Genomic DNA, 20,204 nt, shown 5'->3' on the forward strand with positions numbered 1-20,204 from the left:
AAAAACAAAAAAGGACAACTCACGTTGTCCTTTTGCTTTTAGCCGGGTTTAACTCAGCAGCGTAAACGCAATCATCCCGACAATGGCACCCGTCGTGCCGAGGATGGTTTCCATCAGCGTCCAGGTTTTCAGGGTTTGCGCTTCGGTCGCACCGGTAAATTTACCGAACAGCCAGAAGCCGGCGTCGTTGACGTGTGACACCACAATCGAACCGCCCGCAATACAGATTGAGAGCGCGGCCATCTGGGCACCGGAGTAGTTAAGCTGTTCAATCACCGGCATCACCAGACCCACGGCGGTTAAACATGCCACCGTCGCAGAGCCCTGGATGATACGCACCGCCGCAGCCAGTACGAAACAGGTCACCGCAATGGGCAGCCCCATGCCGGTCAGGGCTTCGCCCAGCGCCGGACCCACGCCGGAATCCACCAGCACCTGTTTGAACACGCCACCGGCACCGATCACCAGCAGAATGATACCCGCCGGCTGCAGCGCATGGCCGCAGATTTCCATCACTTTGTCTTTCGGCATGCCCTGACGCATCGCCAGGCCGTACATCGCCACCAGACACGCCACCAGGATCGCGGTGAACGGGTGGCCGATAAACTCAAACCATTCGTACGCGGTAGACCCCACCGGCACGAAACGCGCGGCGATGGTTTTCAGCCCCACCAGCACCAGCGGCAGCAGGATCAGCGCCAGGCTGAAGCCGAAGGACGGCATTTTGCCTTCGCCAAGGTGCGGCTCGGTGACGTCATCCGGAATGTGAAGCTCAACGTAACGGCTGATGAAGTTGCCCCACAGCGGGCCGGCAATAATCATTCCCGGGATCGCTGCACACAGGCCAATCAGGATCATCCAGCCAAAATCGGCGTGCATCTGAGAAGCCAGCAGCATCGGCGCAGGCCCAGGCAGCAGGAACGCCGCCGCAGCCGCCACGCCCGCAAACAGCGGAATCACCAGCTTCACGAGGTTAGTGCCGGTATGGCGCGCCATCGAGAACGCCACGCTAATCAGCAGCACCACGGCCACTTCGAAGAACAGCGGCAGCGCACAAATCAGACCGGCGAGGCCAATCGCGTAGTGCGCACGGCTGTGTCCGAAGGATTTGAGCATTTTGACGGCAATCTGGTCGACTGCGCCCGTCTCATGCAGGATCTTGCCAAACATCGCGCCCAGCGCGACCACAATGGCCAGGAAACCCAGCGTGCCTCCCATCCCTTTTTCCATCGTCGCTGCGATCTTATCGAGCGGCATACCGGAAAAGAGACCTGCACCAATAGACACCACCATTAAGGCAACGAAAGCATGCATACGCGCTTTCATCACTAAAAACAGCAGCAGCAATACGGAACCAACTGCTGTTAAAACTAGCGTTAATGTACTCAAAACTTACTGCCTTTTATTAATGACCTCGATGGTGCTGGCAACAACACCCTCCAGTGACTGATCGATATCAACCACTAAGACGTCTTTCTCATCGTCACCCGGCTCCTGCAGCGCTTCGAACTGCGTCACCAGCATCTGGGTTTTGAAGAAGTGGCCTTTACGCGCCTTCAGACGGCTCTCAATCACCTCGAAATCGCCTTTCAGGTAGATGAAAGAGAGGTTCGGGTTGCCGTCACGCAGCAGGTCGCGGTAGGTTTTTTTCAGCGCGGAGCAGACGATAAGAGAGACCTTGTTGGTACGCTGCATCGCGAACGCGGCGTCATTCAGCGCCTGCAACCACGGTTTGCGGTCGTCATCGTTCAGCGGCTCGCCGGAGGCCATTTTCATGATATTGCTGCGTGGATGGAGGAAGTCGCCATCAAGAAACGCCGCATGAAGTTGATGCGCCACTTCGCTGGCCACGGCAGATTTACCGCTACCGGAAACGCCCATCAGGACGTAAACGTGGTGATCATGATTAGTCGTGCTCAAAGGGTGTCCCTCAGTCAATTGTTACGGGTAACAGTTATCGGTAACATTGTCCTGCCGGGGCAAAAGAGAAGCAATATCCAAACGTGCGCGAAGTGAATAAGTGTGACCCACTTCAAATTTGTCAGCTTAAATAGATCCACCCGGTGACAAGGTGAAACCTAAATCTAACATTTTCGGCGTCACCGTCTCGCCACGTATGCGCGCCAGCAGGCGTTCTGCGCCAATACGGCCCATACGTTCACGCGGTGTCAGGACGCTCGCCAGACGGGGTTCCATCACCTGGCCGATGTCGTGGCCGTGGAAACCGGCAATCGCCATATCTTCGGGGATCTTCAGCCCCAGACGCTGGCATTCGAACGCTGCACCGACCGCAAGGTCATCGTTGGTACAGAAAATACCGTCCAGTTGCGGATACTCGCGTCGTGCCTGACGCATCAGCTCAATACCCGACGTATAGGATGACGACTGCTCAACCATCACGCTGTACGGTGTTAAACCGGCGTCGAGCATTGCCTGCTCGTATCCCTTCTGTTTGATGATAGTACGTTCATCCAGACGTGCACCCAGGTAGGCAATATGGCGATGGCCGCGGGCAATGATGGCCGCCGTCATCTGGCGCGCCGCTTCGAAGTTATCAAAGCCCACCGCAATATCGAGACACGGCGACTGGCTGTCCATCAGCTCCACCACCGGAATGCCTGCCACTTCAATCATTTTTAGCGTACGGGGGGTGTGAGTACGTTCGGTTAAAATCAGACCGTCGATGTTCCAGGAGAGCATGGACTCAAGACGTTCTTCTTCCAGTTCCGGCTTGTACCCATAGTGGGCGAGCATGGTCTGATAGCCAAAGGCATCGGTCACGCTTTCAATGCCGCGCAACACTTCGGCAAAAACCTGGTTGGTTAAGGAAGGCAGGAGGACGCCAACCGCGCGGCTGGTCGCATTCGAAAGAATATCGGGGGCGCGGTTAGGGATATACCCCAGTTCATCGAGGGCAGCGGCAATCTTGCCACGCAACGCCACGGAAACCTGTTCCGGGTTACGTAAAAACCGGCTGACCGTCATTTTGGTCACACCGACGCGATCGGCTACATCCTGAAGTACGGGGCGTTTCTTTTTCATCGTCCTGAGAAATCGTAAGTGATAGATTTGCTCAGTTTATCACGGACAAAGCCCATCCTTCCCCTGTCAAAGGGAAGGATGGGCATTTATTTATGATTTATTACACCGGTGGCAGATCAAACAGCAGAATTTCGCTTTCACTGTCGGCATGCACGGACAGTGCCTGCTCATCCCAGATTGCCAGACCATCCGCCGTGGTAGCTTTCGTGCCGTTGATAGACACCTCGCCTTTCACCACCTGGATCCAGACGCGGCGGTTAGCGGCAATCTGATGGACAGACTGTTCGTCTTTTGCCAGCGCCCAGCGGTACAGTTCCATATCCTGGTGCACTTTCAGCGAACCGTCACGCGCATCCGGAGAGAGCACCAGCTGTTTGCCCTGTTTAGCATCAAAGCGGCGCTGTTCGTAGCGCGGGGTGATGCCGGTTTCTTCCGGAATGATCCAGATTTGATACAGGTGCAGTTTTTCCGTTTTGCTTGGGTTGTATTCAGAGTGACGCACCCCGGTACCCGCACTCATAATCTGGAACTCGCCCGCCGGAACCTGCTCTTTGTTGCCCATGCTGTCCTGGTGCTCAACCGCCCCTTCCAGCACATACGTCAGGATTTCCATGTCTTTGTGCGGGTGGGTACCGAAGCCCTGGCCTGCATCAATCACGTCATCGTTAATGACGCGCAGTGCGGAGAAGCCCATAAAGTTCGGGTCGTAGTAGTCAGCAAACGAGAATGAATGCCATGAGTCCAGCCAGCCATGATTCGCGTGACCACGTTCGTTTGCTTTGCGTAAGTAGATCATTGTTTCACCCTCAGTTCGTTTCGATGGAGTAAGTGTGGACGCAAACGGCCTGGGATCATAGAGGGTGAAAATTGACTCCTCTGTTCAAAAATTTAGAACAAGCAAAGAGGAGTCATAATTTCTTATCTGGCGAGGGTTATCGTGGCAGGAGAGGCCTGTTCGAAGGCCCGTCCAAGGAGTTCGAGATTGGTCATAACTTCAGATTCCTTGACGTAATTGGGCGCACCGTTAGTCAGGGTCTCATACAGCGCATCGTAAACGCGGCCATAGTCACCCGCTTCGGGTTTCACGTCCTCTTTAACGGTGATGCCCTCTTCGTTGACGTACTCCAGCACGCCCACGGAGTCATCCGCCGCAAACCCCGGGTCGCCGGGCATAATGTTCGCCTTCAGGCTGGTCTCCTGCTGGTCGATACCGTACTTAATAAACGAGCCTCTGGTGCCATGCACAATAAATTTCGGATAGTCAATTTTCACCAGATGGCTGGTTTTGACGATGGCTTTCAGGTCGCCGTAAAACAGCTGGGCTTCGAAGGTATCGTCCGGGTTGGCTTTATTCCGCAGGCTGCGAATGTCATACGCCACGTGGTCCGGTCGGCCAAACAGGGAGATTACCTGGTCCATGGTGTGCACGCCGAGACCATAGAACGAGCCATCCTGCGGCAGGCCGGGATGCGTTTCGGCCACCGGACGGTAGTAATCAAAGTGGCTTTCAATCTCGACGATGTCACCCAGTTTACCGCTCTCAATCACTTTTTTTGCCGTCAGGAAGCAGCTGTCAAAGCGGCGGTTTTGGTACGGCGTGACGGTCAGCCCTTTGCGCTTCGCCAGGTCAAACAACGTTTTCGCCTCTGCCATTGTCGGGGTAAACGGCTTTTCCACCAGCACGTTTTTGCCCGCCTCCAGCGCGCGTTTTGCGTACTCGAAATGGCTGTCAGCATGGGTACAGACAATCACCAGTTTGACCTGCGGATCGTTGAGGACCTCATCAAGATCGCTGGTGAAATGAATATGGGAGTACTGGGGAGACTGCTCTTCCGGCTTTGCGCGACGCCGGTAGATATGGGCAACGTGCCAGCTGTCTTTGCGGTTGAGAACATACGGAAGGTGGTAACGCGTGGTGCTTTTGCCAAATCCAATAAATGCGCAATGTAATGTCATGGCTCAGTCCTTTTTAAGGTTACTGAGTGCAACCATAGCGCAAGTTTTGCCCTCACCCCAGCCCTCTTCCACGGGGAGCGGGCGAAAAAAGACAAAAAAAAGCCAGCGTAAAGCTGGCTAAAGTAATACTGGAAGCAATGTGAGCAATGTCGTGCTTTCAGGTTCCCGTCGTGGTCTTCCTGAACGCAGAGCAATAATAATCATTCTCATTCGCACTTGTCCAATCTTTTTTGCAAAAATTAGCAGTTGACTCAAATTTTAATCTCACTGATGTTGGAATGGACGTTTAACTGACTGAGGATGAAGGAATGAGTGAGATTGTGATACGCCATATCGAAGCCCGCGATGCAGAAGCGTTACGTGACATTATGTCGCATCCTGGGGTGTATCACGACACGCTACAACTTCCCCATCCCTCAATGGATATGTGGCATGACCGGGTCGCGACGAAACCGGGAAGACGGCATCTCGTCGCCTGTCTTGACCAGCGAGTGGTTGGCCATATGGCACTCGATGTGATGGAAAATCCCCGCCGCAGCCACGTTGCAACGTTCGGCATTAGCGTGGCCGCTGATGTACAGGGACGCGGTGTGGGTCGTGCGCTCATGCGCGAAATGGTCAATCTCTGCGACAACTGGTTGCGCATTGAACGCATTGAGCTCACGGTTTTTGCGGATAACCCTGCGGCACTGGCGCTGTATAAGAAGTTTGGGTTTGAAATCGAAGGGACCGGCAGGAACTTCGCCCTGCGTAACGGCGACTATGTGGACGCGTATTACATGGCGCGGCTGAAGTGATAAATTGCCCGGTAGCGCGACGCTTACCGGGCAATAAAATCAGAACCCCGCCGTCAAATCATCCACCGAACGCGGATCCGAGGCCCCAAACAGCGTGCCGTCCGGGCCGACCATAATGCTCTGGGTGCTGCCCATTGCCTCTTTCAGCGCCACCTTCTGTCCGCGCTGCTCCAGCAGTTTTAAGGTGTCCGGGCTAAAGCCCTTCTCAACACGCAGCTCGTCCGGCAGCCACTGATGGTGGAAACGCGGTGCGTTCGTCGCTTCGGCGACATTCATTCCAAAGTCAATGCTGTTCACCACCATCTGCAGCACCGTGGTGATAATACGGCTGCCGCCAGGGCTGCCTGTCACCAGCCAGGTTTTACCGTCTTTGACCACGATGGTAGGCGACATGGACGACAGCGGACGCTTCTTCGGCCCGACCGCATTCGCATCCCCGCCTACCAGTCCGTAGACGTTCGGCACGCCCGGTTTGGCCGAGAAGTCATCCATCTCGTTATTGAGCAGAATCCCGCTGTTGCCTGCCACGATGCCTGTACCAAAGGTGGTGTTGAGGGTATAGGTCACCGCCACCGCGTTACCGTCTTTATCCACCACCGAGAAGTGGGTGGTCTGGTTGCTCTCATACGGTGCCAGCTTGCCCGGGCGGATCTCGCTCGACGGTTTGGCCTTGTTGATGTCAATCTCATCAGCAATCGATTTGGCATAGGCTTTATTGGTCAGCGCCTGCCACGGCACCTTCACGAAGTCCGGGTCGCCCAGGTATTCTGAACGGTCGGCGTAGGCGCGTTTTTCCGCCTCTGCCATCACCTGCATGGCATCCGCACTGCCGAAGCCGAACTTGTGCATATCGAAGTTTTCAAGAATGTTGAGGATCTGCACGATGTGAATGCCGCCGGAAGACGGAGGTGGCATCGAGAAAACGTCATAGCCGCGATAGCTTCCGTGAATCGGCTCACGCTCGACGGCCTTGTACTCCGCGAGATCCGCTTTGGTGATAAGCCCACCGTTCTTTTGCATCTCTTCGGCAATCTGGTCGGCAATCGCCCCTTTGTAGAACGCATCCGGGCCGTGCTCCGCAATCAGCTCCAGACTTTTTGCCAGGTTCTTCTGCACCAGCTTATCGCCCTTCTTCAGCGGTTCACCGTCTTTCCAGAAGATAGCCTTGCTGTTTTCGTGAGTCGGAATCACTTCGCTGCCATAGGTTTTAAGATCGTCAGCCAGGGCGTCATTCACCACAAAACCTTCGCGGGCGAGCTTAATCGCAGGCTGTACCACTTTGTTGAGCGGCAGGGTGCCATATTTTTCCAGCGCCAGGGAGAAGCCTGCGACGGTGCCCGGCGTACCGGAGGCGAGATGCGAGGTCAGGGATTTTTTGCTGTCCGGGTTGCCTTGATCGTCAAGGAACATATCGCGGGAAGCCTGTCCGGGGGCCATCTCACGGAAGTCGATGGCGGTGGTTTTGCCGTCTTTGGTCCGCAGCATCATAAAGCCGCCGCCGCCCAGGTTCCCCGCCTGCGGATGCGTCACCGCCAGCGCATAACCCACCGCGACTGCCGCATCCACCGCATTACCGCCCTGCCGGAGAATATCGACGCCCACTTTCGTTGCCAGCGCATCCACCGACGCCACCATACCCTGCGTTGCCCGCACGGGATGAAAAACATCTTCCTCCACGCCGTACGAGACTGGCGGAGCCGCTGGCGGGTTGGCCGCCACGCTAAATGTGCCGCCTGCCATCAGCGCGGCGATCGCTATCCAGCGCAAAAACGTTGGTTTCATCATTATTGTTCTCCAGGTGAAGAGGGCCATATTCCCCGCTTAAGCCTGGTTCACAACTCCTAAAAAATCATCGTCATGGTGAAATCAGGGTAAACTTAAGAGAAGCCTCAAAAGAAGGGAGATGACAATGAAACGCTTACTGATTCTTACAGCGCTGCTTCCGTTTGCCGCGCTCGCACAGCCACTCAATACGATGAACAACCCGAACCAGCAGGGCTACGTCATTCCAAGCCAGCAGCGTATGCAAACGGAGATGATGAGCCAGCAGCAACAGCAGAAAGGGATGCTGAACCAGCAGTTGAAAACGCAGACCCAGATGCAGCAGCAAAGCCTGCAAAACCAGATGAACACCAACACCCAGCGCATACAGCAGGGTCAAGTGCGTGAGCAGCCGCTGCCTAACCCGAACGGCGGGATGCTGGGCGGGATGACCTCGTCGGGCAGCGGACAGCAGCATATGCTGCCGTCCCAGTCACCGTCGAATGGCGGGATGCTTAATTCTTCGCAGAACTAAAGTTCGGGCCGATTACGTCAATCGCATCGGTACAGATACTGTCCACCCCCCAGCGCAGCAGCTCTGCCGCGCGCTGGGGTTTGTTGACGGTATAGACCAGGATATGCAGCCCCGCCTCTTTCAACATTTTTACCCGCGCCTCATCCAGCAGCGCGTGGTTCAGGTGAATCGACACACACCCTAAACGGCTGGTCAGCTCACGCCAGTCATCACGCCACGTGTCGAGCAGCAGTCCGCGCGGCAACGCCGGAACGGACGCCTGCGCCGCCTCCAGGGCATCAATGTCAAACGACGACAGCAGGGGTGGCGTCATGCCCTCCCACAGCTCACGCGCGGCCAGCGCAATGACTTTACCTGTGAGCGGCCCGGTGCCGGTGGTTGGTTTGATTTCGATATTGGCCATCATGCCGTGCAGGCGACAGCGGTCGGCCACTTCCGCCAGCAGCGGCAGCGGCTCGCCTTTGAACTCGCTGCTGTACCAGCTTCCGGCGTCGACGTTCAGCAGATCGCGCCACGGCAGGTCTCCCGCCACGCCCCAGCCATTGCTGGTGCGTTCGAGGTTGTCATCATGCAGAAGGAAAATCTCGCCGTCTTTCGATAGCTTGGCATCGAACTCGATCATCGTGTGACCGTAATGCGCGCCCATATCGATAGCCGCCAACGTGTTTTCCGGAGCCAGTTTACCGCCGCCCCGGTGGGCGACGATGTGGGGATAAGGCCAGTTACTCATATACGTTGTCCTGTTTCACCGTCGAATACGTGCAGGTGATTTTCCGGCAGATGCAGCCACAGCGTGCTGCCTGCTTTAGGGCGCTCCTGATGGGCCAGACGCACCACCATTTTTTGTTCACCCCAACGTCCGTGCGCCAGGTTGTCAGCCCCCAGCATCTCCAGCGTGTCCATGACCAGCGGCACGCCGCCTTCCGCCTGTGAGGTTAACCCAATATGTTCCGGGCGGATACCGAGCGTCATCTTACGCCCGGCATAGCCACGATAGTACCCGTTTACGGGCAGCGCCATCCCACTTTCCAGCTCAAAGTGCGTACCGGCGCTGCTGATCCGCCCTTCCAGCAGGTTCATCGCCGGACTGCCAATAAAGCTCGCCACAAAGCGGGAGGCCGGTTTCTCGTATACCTCCACCGGGGTGCCAATCTGTTCGGCGACGCCTTTGTTCATCACCATCACGCGCTGGGCGAGGGTCATCGCTTCCACCTGATCGTGCGTCACATACAGGGAGGTGGTTTTCAGACGACGGTGCAGTTGCTGCAGCTCAAGGCGCATCTGCACGCGCAGCTTGGCATCAAGGTTGGAGAGCGGCTCGTCGAACAGGAACACCGCAGGGTCACGCACAATGGCGCGCCCCATCGCCACACGCTGGCGCTGTCCGCCGGACAGTTCACGCGGACGTCGCTTGAGCAGGCCATCCAGTTCCAGAATACGCGCCGCCTCTTTCACGCGCTCATCGATATGGCTTTTGCCCATCCCGCGGATTTTCAGCCCCCATGCCATGTTCTCTTCCACGCTCATGTGCGGGTAAAGGGCGTAGTTCTGAAACACCATCGCGATGCCCCGGTCTTTCGGCTCCATCTCGGTCACGCGCTGGCGATCGATCCAGATATCGCCGCTGGTCACACGTTCAAGCCCGGCAACCATGCGCAGCAGCGTCGATTTTCCGCAGCCTGACGGGCCAACCATCACGATAAATTCCCCGTCCGCCACGTCGAGCGTTAACGGCTGAATGACCTGGGTTTTGTTGTCCCAGCTTTTGGTCACTGCCTGTAATTTTAAACCTGCCATCTTATTTCTCACTGTCCACTAAACCACGCACGAACGCACGTTGCATGGCTAAAACGATAACGACCGGGGGGATAAGGGTGAGCAGCATCGCCGCCATCACCTGATTCCAGAGCGTGGTGCCTTCACCGGTGGCGATCATGCCTTTGATGCCCGCCACGGCGGTGCCAAGATTGACGTCCTGAATAATCAGCAGCGGCCACAGATACTGGTTCCAGCCGTAGATAAAGGTGATGACAAACAGCGCCGCAAGGTTGGTTTTCGACAGCGGCAGCACGATGTCACGGAAGAAGCGCATCGGCGAGGCTCCGTCAATACGCGCGGCCTCAATCAGCTCGTCCGGCAGGGTCATAAAGAACTGGCGGAACAGGAAGGTGGCGGTGGCCGAGGCCATCAGCGGCAGGGTTAAACCTGCGTAGCTGTCCAGCATCTTCAGGTTGGCGATCACTTCCACCGTCGGGAAGATACGCACTTCGACCGGCAGCATCAGGGTGATGAAGATCATCCAGAAGAACAGGTTACGCAGGGGAAAGCGGAACCAGACGATGGCGAAAGCCGAGAGCATCGACACCGTGATTTTGCCCACCGTAATACCGAACGCCATGATGAAGCTGTTCAGCATCATCAGCCAGAATGGCGCGCTGTTAGCGCCCACGCCCTGGGTCCAGATGGTTTTCATGTTTTCGAAAAGATGCCCTCCTGGGATCAGCGTCATCGGCGTATCAAACACCGCTTTGGTGTCCAGCGTGGCGGCAACGAAGGCCACATACAGCGGGAACAGAATGACGATGATGCCCAAAATCAGCATGGTGTGGCTGAACATCGTCAGCCCGCGACGGTTCTCGATCATTGGTAGCGCACCTTACTTTCGACATAACGGAACTGCACTACCGTGAGAAGGATGACGAGGAACATCAGCACGACCGACTGGGCGGCGGATGCCGAGAGATCCAGACCGGCAAAGCCTTCGCGATAGATCTTATAGATAAGCGTCGTCGTGGCCTGCACCGGGCCACCGGCCGTGGCGGCGTCGATCACCGGGAAGGTGTCGAAGAAGGCGTAAACCAGGTTGACCACCAGCAGGAAGAAACTCACCGGGGCAATCAGCGGCAGCGACAGCCTAAAGAAACGACGGACCGGCCCTGCACCATCAATCGCCGCGGCTTCAACCAGCGAGCGCGGAATAGACTGCAGCGCAGCAAAGAAGAACAGGAAGTTGTAGCTGATCTGTTTCCACACCGACGCGAAGACCACCAGGAACATCGCCTGACCGCTGTTCTGGGCGTGGTTCCAGTCGTAGCCGAACTCCGCCAGGAAATGGGTAATCAGCCCGCGCCCTGGGTTAAACAGGAAGATCCACAGCACGGCGGCGACGGCAGGCGCCACGGCGTATGGTAGCAGCATCAGCGTCTGATACAGACGGCTGCCGCGCACCACGTAATCCACCAGCGCCGCGAAAAAGAGCGATGCGACAAGGCCGCTGACAGTGACCAGCGCGCTGAACTTCATGGTCGTCCAGAAGGCGTCGAGGTAATAGCTGTCATGGAACAGTGCGGTAAAGTTGTCCAGCCCGACAAACTGGCTGGAAAGCCCAAACGGATCGACGCTTTGTACCGAGTACCAGAGCGCCTCGCCCGCAGGCCAAATAAAGAAGATAACGGTGATGACCAGCTGCGGCGCGACCAGCAAATACGGCAGCCAGCGCGAACGGAACACCGGACGGGATGAGGACATAGTTTAGCTCAGCGTAGGTAGCCCTCACCCCAGCCCTTCCCACAGGGAGAGGGACAGGATGAGGGTAAAATGATTAAGACTTTGTTGATTGCTCAAAGCGGCGCAGCAGCTGATTACCGCGCTCTACCGCAGAATCCAGCGCCTGCTGTGGGGTTTTCTTCCCGGTCCACACGCTTTCCAGCTCTTCATCTACGATGGTACGGATCTGCGGCATGTTCCCCAGACGCAGGCCTTTGGTGAACGGCAATGGCGGCTTGTTGAGCATCTGACGCGTCGCGATATCCGCGCCCGGGTTTTTGCTGTAGAAGCCCTGCTCGCGGGTCAGGTCATACGCAGCCGTGGTGATAGGCAGGTAGCCGGTTTTCTGATGCCATTCGGCGGCATTCTCTGGCTTCGCCAGGAAGTCGAGGAACTCGGCCACGCCCTTGTAGGTGCCCTTGTCTTTGCCCTGCATGACCCACAGGCTCGCCCCACCGATGATGGCGTTCTGCGGTGCGCCTTTCACGTCAGCATCGTAAGGCATCATGCCTACGCCGTAGTTGAATTTTGCGTAATGACGGATATCCGCCAGAGAGCCGGAAGAGGCGGTCGTAATCGCGCAGTCACCGTTGTAGAACTTCTCGGTGGATTCGTCTTTACGCCCGAAGTAGCTGAAATCGCCCTTCTTGTTGAGATCGGCAAGCAGAGCGATGTGCTTCACCTGCTCTGGCTTGTTGAACTCCAGTACCGCGTCGGTGCCGTCGAAGCCGTTGTTTTTGGTGGCCACCGGCAAGCCGTGCCAGGCGCTGAAGTTTTCAATCTGGATCCAGCCCTGCCAGCCGCTGGCGTAGCCGCACTTCATCCCCGCCGCTTTCAGCTTAGCGGTGTACGCCGCCAGATCCTGCCAGGTTTTTGGCGGTTGTTCCGGATCTAAACCGGCTTTCTTGAAGGCGTCTTTGTTGTAGTACAGCACCGGCGTGGAGCTGTTAAACGGCTGAGACAGCAGATGACCGGTTTTGGAATCGGTGTAGTAACCCGCCACGGTCGGCACGAATTGCGATTCGTCGAAGTTGATACCTGCGTCTTTAAACACTTCGTAGACCGGTTTAATGGCTTTAGAGGCCATCATGGTCGCAGTACCGACTTCGTAAACCTGAAGCAGCGCAGGTGCATTACCGGTACGGAAAGCGGCAATGCCCGCGCTCAGGCTCTGCTCGTAGTTACCTTTGTACACCGGCACAATTTTGTAATCCGGATGGGTGTCGTTGAAACGCTGCGCCAGGGAGTCAACTTCTTTACCCAACTCCCCTTCCATGGAATGCCAGAACGGAATGGTGGTGACAGCCATTGCGTTCGCCGCAAAAGTCAGCCCCATTGCCAGACCCAAAGCTGTGTGTCGTAACGATGTCATTGTCGTCTCTCTTATTGTGCCGGATGCGCGATATCACGCGTTTTTATGCTCGCGAGGTAACATGACATGCTCGAATGACAGAAAAATAACTGTTTCTTTACAGTGAGATGACAACAAGACTTCAGTCGGATGATGGTTGTGTGAAGGCGGTTGGGGTAAGTTCGGTGCGGTCTGGTGCCCTGCATGAAAAAAGGCAACGTCAGTTGCCTTTTTTCTTTTGCTTTTATCTAGCCGCCGAGATAGGCGCTTCGCACCGCTTCGTTTGCCAGCAGCGCGTCGCCGGTATCGGAGAGCACCACGTGGCCGTTTTCCAGCACGTAGCCGCGGTCGGCGAGCTTCAGCGCCTGGTTGGCGTTCTGCTCGACGAGGAAAATGGTCATCCCCTCTTTACGCAGCTGTTCGATGGTGTCGAAGATCTGCTGAATGATGATCGGCGCAAGACCGAGCGACGGTTCATCCAGCAGCAGCAAACGCGGCTGGCTCATCAGCGCGCGGCCAATCGCCAGCATCTGCTGTTCACCACCGGACATCGTGCCGGCCCGCTGAATACGGCGCTCCCACAAACGCGGAAACAGCTCATAGACCCATTTGATGCGGGACTGGTACTGGTCGCGGTCAGCAAAGAAGCCGCCCATCGCAAGGTTCTCTTCCACCGTCATTCGTGAGAAGACGCGACGCCCTTCCGGGACAATCGCCACCGCTTCACGCATGATTCTGGCGGTTTGCCAGTCGGTAATATCTTTGCCATCAAAGACAATCCGCCCGCTGGTGGCGCGCGGGTCGCCGCACAGGGTGCCGAGCAGCGTGGTTTTACCCGCACCGTTCGCGCCAATCAGGGTGACGATTTCGCCCTGATTGATATGCAGGCTGACATCGTGCAGCGCCTGTATCTTGCCGTAGTGAGCATTAACCTTGTCGAACGTTAACATCGCTTTTTCCATCTTATGCCTCACCCAGGTATGCACGGATCACGTCCGGGTTGTTGCGGATCTCTTCCGGCGTCCCGTTTGCCAGCGGCGTGCCCTGGTTTACCACGTAGATACGGTCAGAAATGCCCATCACCAGCTTCATATCATGCTCAATCAGCAGGATGGTGGTGTCGTGATGATCGCGCAGTTCGGCAATCAACTCGTCCAGCTCTTTGGTCTCTTTCGGGTTAAGCCCTGCCGCCGGTTCATCGAGCATCAGGATTTCTGGCTGCGTCACCATGCAGCGCACGATCTCCAGACGACGCTGGTCACCGTAGGCCAGGTTGCTGGCCTGACGGTTCGCATGCTGCAGCAGGCCGATACGGTCAAGCCAGGTGGCGGCGCGGTCGAGCGCTTCATCCTGAGCACGGCGGAAGGCCGGGGTTTTCAGCAGGCCAGAGAAAAGGCCGGTTTTGAGCTGCAGGTGTTGCGCCACCAGCAGGTTCTCTATCACCGTCATCTCGCGGAACAGACGCACGTGCTGGAAGGTACGCACCACCCCCATGCGGGCAATCTGCTGGCCCGGAAGCCCTTCCAGATGCTGATCGCGCAGCTTGATGGTGCCACCCGTCGGCTTGTAGAAACCGGTCAGGCAGTTAAAGACCGTGGTTTTCCCCGCGCCGTTAGGGCCAATCAGGGAGACAATCTCTTTCTTGTGCAGATCCAGATTCACGTTGTTGACGGCCAGCAGGCCGCCAAAACGCATCATCAGGCCGTTAACGGATAATAATGGCTGGCTCATGCCTGCTCTCCTTTCGCTTGCCCGTTTTTCAGCTTCAGCTGTGGACGGGTCATCGGCAGCAAGCCCTGGGGACGCCAGATCATCATCAGCACCATCAAACCACCCAGCATCAGCATGCTGTATTCGTTAAAGTCGCGCATCAGCTCACGGGAGACCACCAGCAGAATGGCCGCCAGGATAACGGCAAACTGCGAGCCCATACCGCCGAGCACCACAATCGCCAGCACAAAGGCAGATTCAGCAAAGGTGAACGATTCGGGGCTGACAAAGCCCTGACGCGCGGCAAACAGCGTACCGGCAAAACCGGCAAACGCGGCGCTGATGGTAAACGCGGTCAACTTGATGCGGGTCGGGTTGAGGCCCAGTGAACGGCAGGCGATTTCATCTTCACGCAGCGCTTCCCACGCACGGCCCAGCGGCATACGCAGCAGACGGTTAATCACGAACAGGGTAAGCACCACCAGCAGCAGCGCCACCAGGTAGAGCCAAATCACCCGGTCGGACGGATCGTACTTCACGCCAAAGAAGTTGCTGAAGGTATCCCAGCCCCCTTCGCGAGCCGTACGGCTGAACTCCAGACCAAAGAAGGTCGGTTTCGGGATCTGGCTGATCCCGTTCGGGCCGCCGGTCACTTCGGTGTTGTTGAGCAGCAGGATACGCACGATTTCGCCGAAGCCTAAAGTCACAATCGCCAGATAGTCACCGCGCAGGCGTAAGACCGGGAAGCCCAGCAGGAAGCCCGCCGCGGCGGAGACCAGGCCCGCCAGCGGCAGACAGGTCCAGAAGCCGAGACCGTAATAGTGGTTCAGCAGCGCGAAGGTATAGGCCCCGATGGCGTAGAAACCACCGTAGCCCAGCACCAGCAGGCCAGACAGCCCCACCACCACGTTCAGGCCCAGACCGAGGATCACGTAGATCATGGTCAGGGTCGCGATATCGACCGTACCGCGAGAGACCACAAACGGCCACGCCACCGCAGCCGCCAGCAACGCCACGAAGAACAGCTTCTGCTTAACGGTTGAGCCGTCGAGAGCCGGCAGAACGAATTTCGGACCGGAGACACTTTTCAGCGTCTTCTGGAACACAGGACGCAGCATCTGGAACAGAAACACAACCGCGGTGCCAATGAATATCCACTGCCAGCGAATGTCGGCGGCGGTATCCACCACCAGTTTTGTGCCGTCCAGCTCTAACTGGACGCCCATAAAGACGCCTGCCAGCACGAAGAACATGGCGGCTGAGAGGAGCGCCATTGCGAAATGCATCGGTTTCATACTTTCTCTACCTCCGGACGACCCAGAATACCGGTAGGCATTACCAGCAGAACCAGAATCAGCAGGGCAAACGACACCACATCTTTATATTCCGTACTCAGATACGCGGAGGAGAGCGCTTCGGCCACGCCCAGGATCAGGCCGCCAATCATCGCACCAGGAATACTGCCGATACCGCCCAGGACCGCCGCGGTGAAGGCTTTCATCCCGGCCATAAAGCCGATGTACGGGTTGATAACGCCGTAGAACTGCCCCAGCAGGACACCCGCGACCGCCGCCATCGCTGCCCCAATCACAAAGGTCAGGGCGATAACGCGGTCGGTGTTGATGCCAAGCAGGCTCGCCATCTTCAGATCTTCTGCGCAGGCACGGCAGGCGCGTCCCATACGCGAGTAGCGGATAAAGACCGTCAGGGCGAGCATCGCAACGAAGGTCACCACCCAAATCACCAGCTGCATGGTGGTGATAGAGGCAGAGAAGTTCTCGCTGGCACCGACCACCCACTGACCGTTGAACAGGCTTGGCAGCGCCACGTCGCGCGAGCCTTCCGTCAGGCTGACGTAGTTTTGCAGGAAGATCGACATCCCGATGGCGGAGATCAGCGCAATCAGGCGTTTGGAGCTACGCACCGGCCGGTACGCCACGCGTTCAATGCTCCAGCCATAGGCGCTGGCAATCACAATCGCGCCGACAAATCCGGCGGCGACCAGCAGCCAGCTGCTGTCGATACCCATCATCATCAGGGCGGCGATAATCATAAAGGAGACATAGCTACCGATCATGTAGACCTCGCCGTGGGCGAAGTTAATCATGCCGATAATGCCGTAAACCATCGTGTAGCCGATGGCGATCAGCGCGTAGGTGCTTCCCAGCGTGACGCCGTTAAACATCTGCTGCAGGAAATAGAGAAACTGCTCGGACATATGCAAACCTTTTTATACCCGCCCGGCGGTCCGGGCGGTGGGATAATTATTTGGCGACCGAGGACGAACCGTCGGCGTGCCACTTAAAGACACCAAACTCAAATCCCTTCAGATCGCCTTTCTCATCCCAGTTCAGCGGCCCAATCACGGTGTTCGCCCCGTGTGCTTTTAAATCTTTCACCAGATCCAGCGGTTCTTTGCTGCCGGTGCGATCCAGCGCGGTTGCCAGAGACTGCACCGCCGCGTAGGTGATCCAGACGTACGGACCACTTGGATCTTTCTTCTGCGCCTTGAGCGCGTCTACGATAGCCTTGTTCGCAGGATCCTGGTCATAGCGTTTTGGCATCGTCACCAGCATGCCTTCGCCTGCGTCCCCGGCGATGTTCGACAGGGAGGCGTTACCGACGCCTTCTGGCCCCATAAACTGGGTTTTCAGCCCGACCGAACGCGCCTGACGCAGCATCTGACCCATTTCCGGGTAGTAGCCACCGTAATAAACAAAATCGATATTCTCTTTTTGCAGACGGGCGATCAGCGCGGAGAAATCTTTCTCGCCAGCGGTGATGCCATCAAAGAAGACGATATTCGCGCCGCCTTTTTTCAGCCCGTCCTGAACGGAGCGCGCCAGGCCTTCGCCGTACTGCTGTTTGTCATGAATAATGGCGATGCGCGTCGGCTTGACGGTGTCGAGGATGTATCGGGCGGCGGTTGGTCCCTGAGACGAGTCCAGACCGGCAGTACGCATGATGTGCTGATAACCGCGCTGAGTCAGTTCAGGGTTGGTTGCGCCCGGGGTAATCATCAGAATGCCTTCGTCTTCGTAGATATCAGACGCAGGCTGGGTGGACGACGAGCACAGGTGGCCAATCACGTACTGGATGCCATCGTTCACGATTTTGTTAGCGACCGCGACGGCCTGTTTGGGATCGCAGGCGTCGTCATATTCCACGCCAACCAGCTTGTCGCCTTTGATGCCGCCTTTGGCGTTGATGTCTTTGATTGCCTGGCGAGCACCGTTGAACTCCATATCCCCCCACTGGGCAACAGGACCGGACATCGCACCCACTACAGCAACCTTAATATCTTCCGCCATGGCTGCATGCGAAATCGCCAATGCAACCATCCCCGCGATTAACGTCTTCGCGTTCCTTTTCATCTCTGAATCCCCATTCGTGATGTCGTGTATATATTTTGTTTTATTATGGTTAAAAAGCATTCTGTACTTTTAATGCACAACGCTATTTTTACCAGCGCCTTTAATGGTTTAGCGCAGTTTTTTCATAAAAACCAGACTAAAATCTCTATTTTTCAGGCGATTAAGCAAAGATAATATTCTGAAATAGGGCAGAGATAAACAAATAAAATTGCAGTTTGCAGCATAAAATAACGGTACAAAGCGCCGAATAATTCACTGCCATTCAGGTTAAAATTCTGCTTATTTTTCGATCCATGTGTTTTCAAACTGCCCTTCGCGCTGCCAAAAAACTAATCACCTGGTGAGCCGGGATAAAAAGAGGAAGCCGCTGAGGGAATAAATTGAGTACACTGCCCCTACTCAATTTGATTTGGACAAGCAGCTAATGAAACTGACTATCGTGCGTCTGGTGACCTTTAGCGACCAGGATCATATCGACCTGGGCAAGATCTGGCCGGAATATTCCCCTTCTTCACTCCGCGTCGATGAGACACACCGCATCTACGCCGCCCGCTTTAACGAGCGTCTGCTCGCCGCGGTTCGCGTGACCCTGAGCGGCACCGAAGGGGCGCTGGACTCACTGCGCGTACGTGACGTGACCCGTCGTCGCGGTGTGGGGCAGTATTTAATTGAAGAGATAATCCGTGAAAACCCGAACGTTACCTCCTGGTGGATGGCCGACGTGGGCGTGGAAGACCGCGGCGTGATGGCGGCGTTTATGCAGGCGTTAGGGTTTACGGCGCAGGAAAACGGGTGGGAGAAACGTCAGGTTTGCTGAATGCCGCCTGATGCCCTCACCCCGCCCCTCTCCCACGGGAGAGGGTGCAAATACTAAAACGGCAACCGAAAGGTTGCCGTTTGCTTTTATTTGGCGTCGGTCGCCGTTCCGTTAGCATGCCAGTCAAACACGCCGAACTCGAAGCCTTTCAGATCGCCCTTCGCATCCCAGGAAAGCGGACCCATCACGGTATCGACAGAGTTGGCTTTCAGCCAGGTGGCAATCTCAGCCGGATCGGCTGACTGGTTCAGACCCGCCTGCAGAGACTGCAGCGCAGCGTAGGTGGTCCAGACGAACGCGCCGCTTGGATCCTGTTTCTTCGCCTTGATGGCATCTACGATCGGTTTGTTCGCAGGCACCTGGTCGTAGTTCTTTGGTTTGGTCACCAGCAGGCCTTCAGCAGACTCACCGGCGATGTTAGACAGGGAAACGTTCGCCACCCCTTCCGGACCCATAAACTGGGTTTTCAGGCCGGCCGCACGTGCCTGACGCAGGATCTGGCCCATTTCAGGGTGATAGCCACCGTAGTAAACGAAATCAATATTCTCTTTCTTCAGACGTGCCACCAGAGTGGAGAAGTCTTTCTCACCGGCGGTGATACCGTCGAAGAAGACCACATTGGCATTGCCTTTCTTCAGACCATCCTGCACGGCACGCGCCAGACCTTCACCATACTGCTGTTTGTCGTGAACAATCGCGATACGCTTCGGCTTCACGTTGTCCAGAATGTATTTTGCCGCGGTTGGGCCCTGGTCTGAATCCAGACCGGTGGTACGCAGGGTCAGCTTATAGCCACGTGCGGTCAGCTCCGGCGCCGTTGCAGCCGGGGTGATCATCAGAATGCCTTCGTCTTCGTAGATATCAGACGCGGGCTGCGTGGAAGAGGAGCACAGGTGACCGATAACGTATTTGATTCCGTCGTTCACCACTTTGTTCGCCACGGCAACCGCTTGTTTCGGGTCACAGGCATCATCATATTTTACGATCTGCAGTTTTTCGCCCTTGATGCCGCCCTTAGCATTAATGTCTGCAACCGCCTGTTCTGCGCCGGTAAATTCCTGGTCGCCGTACTGTGCTACCGGACCGGACATCGCGCCCACGACAGCCACTTTAATATCGGCCTGTGCCATCGTGCTGAATGCCAACGCAATACATCCTGCCAGTAACGCTTTACCCTTCATATTCATCCTGAGATTCCCCATTATTATGGTTATTAAGATTGTCGTGATGTTGTTGTGTAGCGCTTTATTTCAGTTATAGGTATGACAGTCGCGCTTTTTCAGCATACTCTGCTAAAACATACCCCATTTTTATG

The 20,204-nt window shown here is 56.3% G+C and carries 20 protein-coding genes; 3 read left to right on the top strand and 17 right to left on the bottom strand.

What is annotated here, in order from left to right; all coding sequences use genetic code 11:
* Nucleotides 1–48: 48 nt before the first annotated feature.
* From gntU to HV340_RS21510, 5 genes are all read right to left on the bottom strand, one after another.
* Nucleotides 49–1,389 carry a gluconate transporter gene (gene gntU, locus HV340_RS21490; protein ID WP_014171987.1) on the bottom strand — a complete coding sequence of 447 codons (1,341 nt, stop codon included), beginning with the start codon at nt 1,387–1,389 and terminating at the stop codon, nt 49–51.
* Nucleotides 1,390–1,392: 3 nt separating this feature from the next.
* Nucleotides 1,393–1,920 (bottom strand): gluconokinase, encoded by a 528-nt coding sequence (gene gntK, locus HV340_RS21495; RefSeq protein ID WP_020884556.1) that lies wholly within the window; start codon nt 1,918–1,920, stop codon nt 1,393–1,395.
* A 126-nt stretch (nt 1,921–2,046) separates the two neighbouring features.
* Nucleotides 2,047–3,042 (bottom strand): gluconate operon transcriptional repressor GntR, encoded by a 996-nt coding sequence (gntR, locus tag HV340_RS21500; protein WP_014171989.1) that lies wholly within the window; start codon nt 3,040–3,042, stop codon nt 2,047–2,049.
* A 100-nt stretch (nt 3,043–3,142) separates the two neighbouring features.
* A complete protein-coding gene (locus HV340_RS21505) occupies nt 3,143–3,838 on the bottom strand; it encodes a pirin family protein (protein WP_014171990.1) in 696 nt (231 codons plus the stop codon).
* 122 nt (nt 3,839–3,960) lie between these two features.
* Nucleotides 3,961–4,998 (bottom strand): oxidoreductase, encoded by a 1,038-nt coding sequence (locus HV340_RS21510; RefSeq protein WP_181216214.1) that lies wholly within the window; start codon nt 4,996–4,998, stop codon nt 3,961–3,963.
* A gap of 308 nt (nt 4,999–5,306) precedes the next feature.
* Here HV340_RS21510 and yhhY point away from each other — a divergent pair, with 308 nt between their 5' ends.
* Nucleotides 5,307–5,795, top strand: a complete 489-nt coding sequence (gene yhhY, locus HV340_RS21515; RefSeq protein WP_014171992.1) for an N-acetyltransferase — start codon at nt 5,307–5,309, stop codon at nt 5,793–5,795.
* A gap of 39 nt (nt 5,796–5,834) precedes the next feature.
* Here the strand turns inward: yhhY and ggt are convergent, their stop codons facing one another.
* Nucleotides 5,835–7,580, bottom strand: coding sequence for a gamma-glutamyltransferase (gene ggt / locus HV340_RS21520; RefSeq protein ID WP_072255740.1), 1,746 nt, complete (start codon nt 7,578–7,580; stop codon nt 5,835–5,837).
* Nucleotides 7,581–7,704: 124 nt separating this feature from the next.
* On the opposite strand from ggt, the gene HV340_RS21525 reads away from it, so the two are divergent.
* The gene (locus tag HV340_RS21525) at nt 7,705–8,091 is read left to right on the top strand and encodes a DUF2756 family protein (protein ID WP_020884553.1); all 387 of its coding nucleotides are present in this window, start codon (nt 7,705–7,707) and stop codon (nt 8,089–8,091) included.
* On the opposite strand, the gene ugpQ is transcribed toward HV340_RS21525, so the two are convergent.
* From ugpQ to livK, 10 genes are all read right to left on the bottom strand, one after another.
* On the bottom strand, nt 8,072–8,821 hold the full coding sequence (gene ugpQ / locus HV340_RS21530; RefSeq protein ID WP_059305699.1) for a glycerophosphodiester phosphodiesterase: 750 nt from the start codon (nt 8,819–8,821) through the stop codon (nt 8,072–8,074). The two genes, HV340_RS21525 and ugpQ, sit on opposite strands and share 20 nt — an antisense overlap.
* Nucleotides 8,818–9,888 carry a sn-glycerol-3-phosphate import ATP-binding protein UgpC gene (locus tag HV340_RS21535; RefSeq protein ID WP_020884551.1) on the bottom strand — a complete coding sequence of 357 codons (1,071 nt, stop codon included), beginning with the start codon at nt 9,886–9,888 and terminating at the stop codon, nt 8,818–8,820. The genes ugpQ and HV340_RS21535 overlap by 4 nt, the downstream gene beginning before the upstream one ends.
* Before the next feature lies 1 nt (nt 9,889).
* Nucleotides 9,890–10,735, bottom strand: coding sequence for a sn-glycerol-3-phosphate ABC transporter permease UgpE (gene ugpE, locus HV340_RS21540; RefSeq protein WP_014171997.1), 846 nt, complete (start codon nt 10,733–10,735; stop codon nt 9,890–9,892).
* Nucleotides 10,732–11,619: a sn-glycerol-3-phosphate ABC transporter permease UgpA gene (ugpA, locus tag HV340_RS21545; RefSeq protein WP_014171998.1), complete on the bottom strand. Its 888-nt coding sequence runs from the start codon at nt 11,617–11,619 to the stop codon at nt 10,732–10,734. Before ugpA ends, ugpE begins: the two co-directional genes overlap by 4 nt.
* A 73-nt stretch (nt 11,620–11,692) precedes the next feature.
* On the bottom strand, nt 11,693–13,009 hold the full coding sequence (ugpB, locus tag HV340_RS21550; protein WP_032679132.1) for a sn-glycerol-3-phosphate ABC transporter substrate-binding protein UgpB: 1,317 nt from the start codon (nt 13,007–13,009) through the stop codon (nt 11,693–11,695).
* A gap of 227 nt (nt 13,010–13,236) precedes the next feature.
* Complete coding sequence (gene livF, locus HV340_RS21555; protein ID WP_020884549.1) at nt 13,237–13,950, bottom strand: high-affinity branched-chain amino acid ABC transporter ATP-binding protein LivF; 714 nt, start codon at nt 13,948–13,950, stop codon at nt 13,237–13,239.
* A gap of 1 nt (nt 13,951) precedes the next feature.
* Nucleotides 13,952–14,719: a high-affinity branched-chain amino acid ABC transporter ATP-binding protein LivG gene (gene livG, locus HV340_RS21560; protein ID WP_014172002.1), complete on the bottom strand. Its 768-nt coding sequence runs from the start codon at nt 14,717–14,719 to the stop codon at nt 13,952–13,954.
* On the bottom strand, nt 14,716–15,993 hold the full coding sequence (locus HV340_RS21565; RefSeq protein WP_059305698.1) for a high-affinity branched-chain amino acid ABC transporter permease LivM: 1,278 nt from the start codon (nt 15,991–15,993) through the stop codon (nt 14,716–14,718). Before HV340_RS21565 ends, livG begins: the two co-directional genes overlap by 4 nt.
* Nucleotides 15,990–16,916 carry a high-affinity branched-chain amino acid ABC transporter permease LivH gene (livH, locus tag HV340_RS21570; RefSeq protein WP_020884547.1) on the bottom strand — a complete coding sequence of 309 codons (927 nt, stop codon included), beginning with the start codon at nt 16,914–16,916 and terminating at the stop codon, nt 15,990–15,992. Before livH ends, HV340_RS21565 begins: the two co-directional genes overlap by 4 nt.
* A 46-nt stretch (nt 16,917–16,962) precedes the next feature.
* A complete protein-coding gene (gene livK, locus HV340_RS21575) occupies nt 16,963–18,072 on the bottom strand; it encodes a high-affinity branched-chain amino acid ABC transporter substrate-binding protein LivK (RefSeq protein WP_020884546.1) in 1,110 nt (369 codons plus the stop codon).
* A gap of 424 nt (nt 18,073–18,496) precedes the next feature.
* On the opposite strand from livK, the gene panM reads away from it, so the two are divergent.
* Entirely contained in the window at nt 18,497–18,889 is a 393-nt protein-coding gene (gene panM, locus HV340_RS21580; protein ID WP_020884545.1) for an aspartate 1-decarboxylase autocleavage activator PanM, read from the top strand.
* Between the two features lie 86 nt (nt 18,890–18,975).
* Here the strand turns inward: panM and livJ are convergent, their stop codons facing one another.
* Nucleotides 18,976–20,076 (bottom strand): branched chain amino acid ABC transporter substrate-binding protein LivJ, encoded by a 1,101-nt coding sequence (gene livJ, locus HV340_RS21585; RefSeq protein ID WP_072126534.1) that lies wholly within the window; start codon nt 20,074–20,076, stop codon nt 18,976–18,978.
* Nucleotides 20,077–20,204: the final 128 nt, after the last annotated feature.

Origin of the sequence: Enterobacter sp. RHBSTW-00975 (genome assembly GCF_013615235.1) — a bacterium.
Lineage (GTDB): Bacteria > Pseudomonadota > Gammaproteobacteria > Enterobacterales > Enterobacteriaceae > Enterobacter > Enterobacter ludwigii.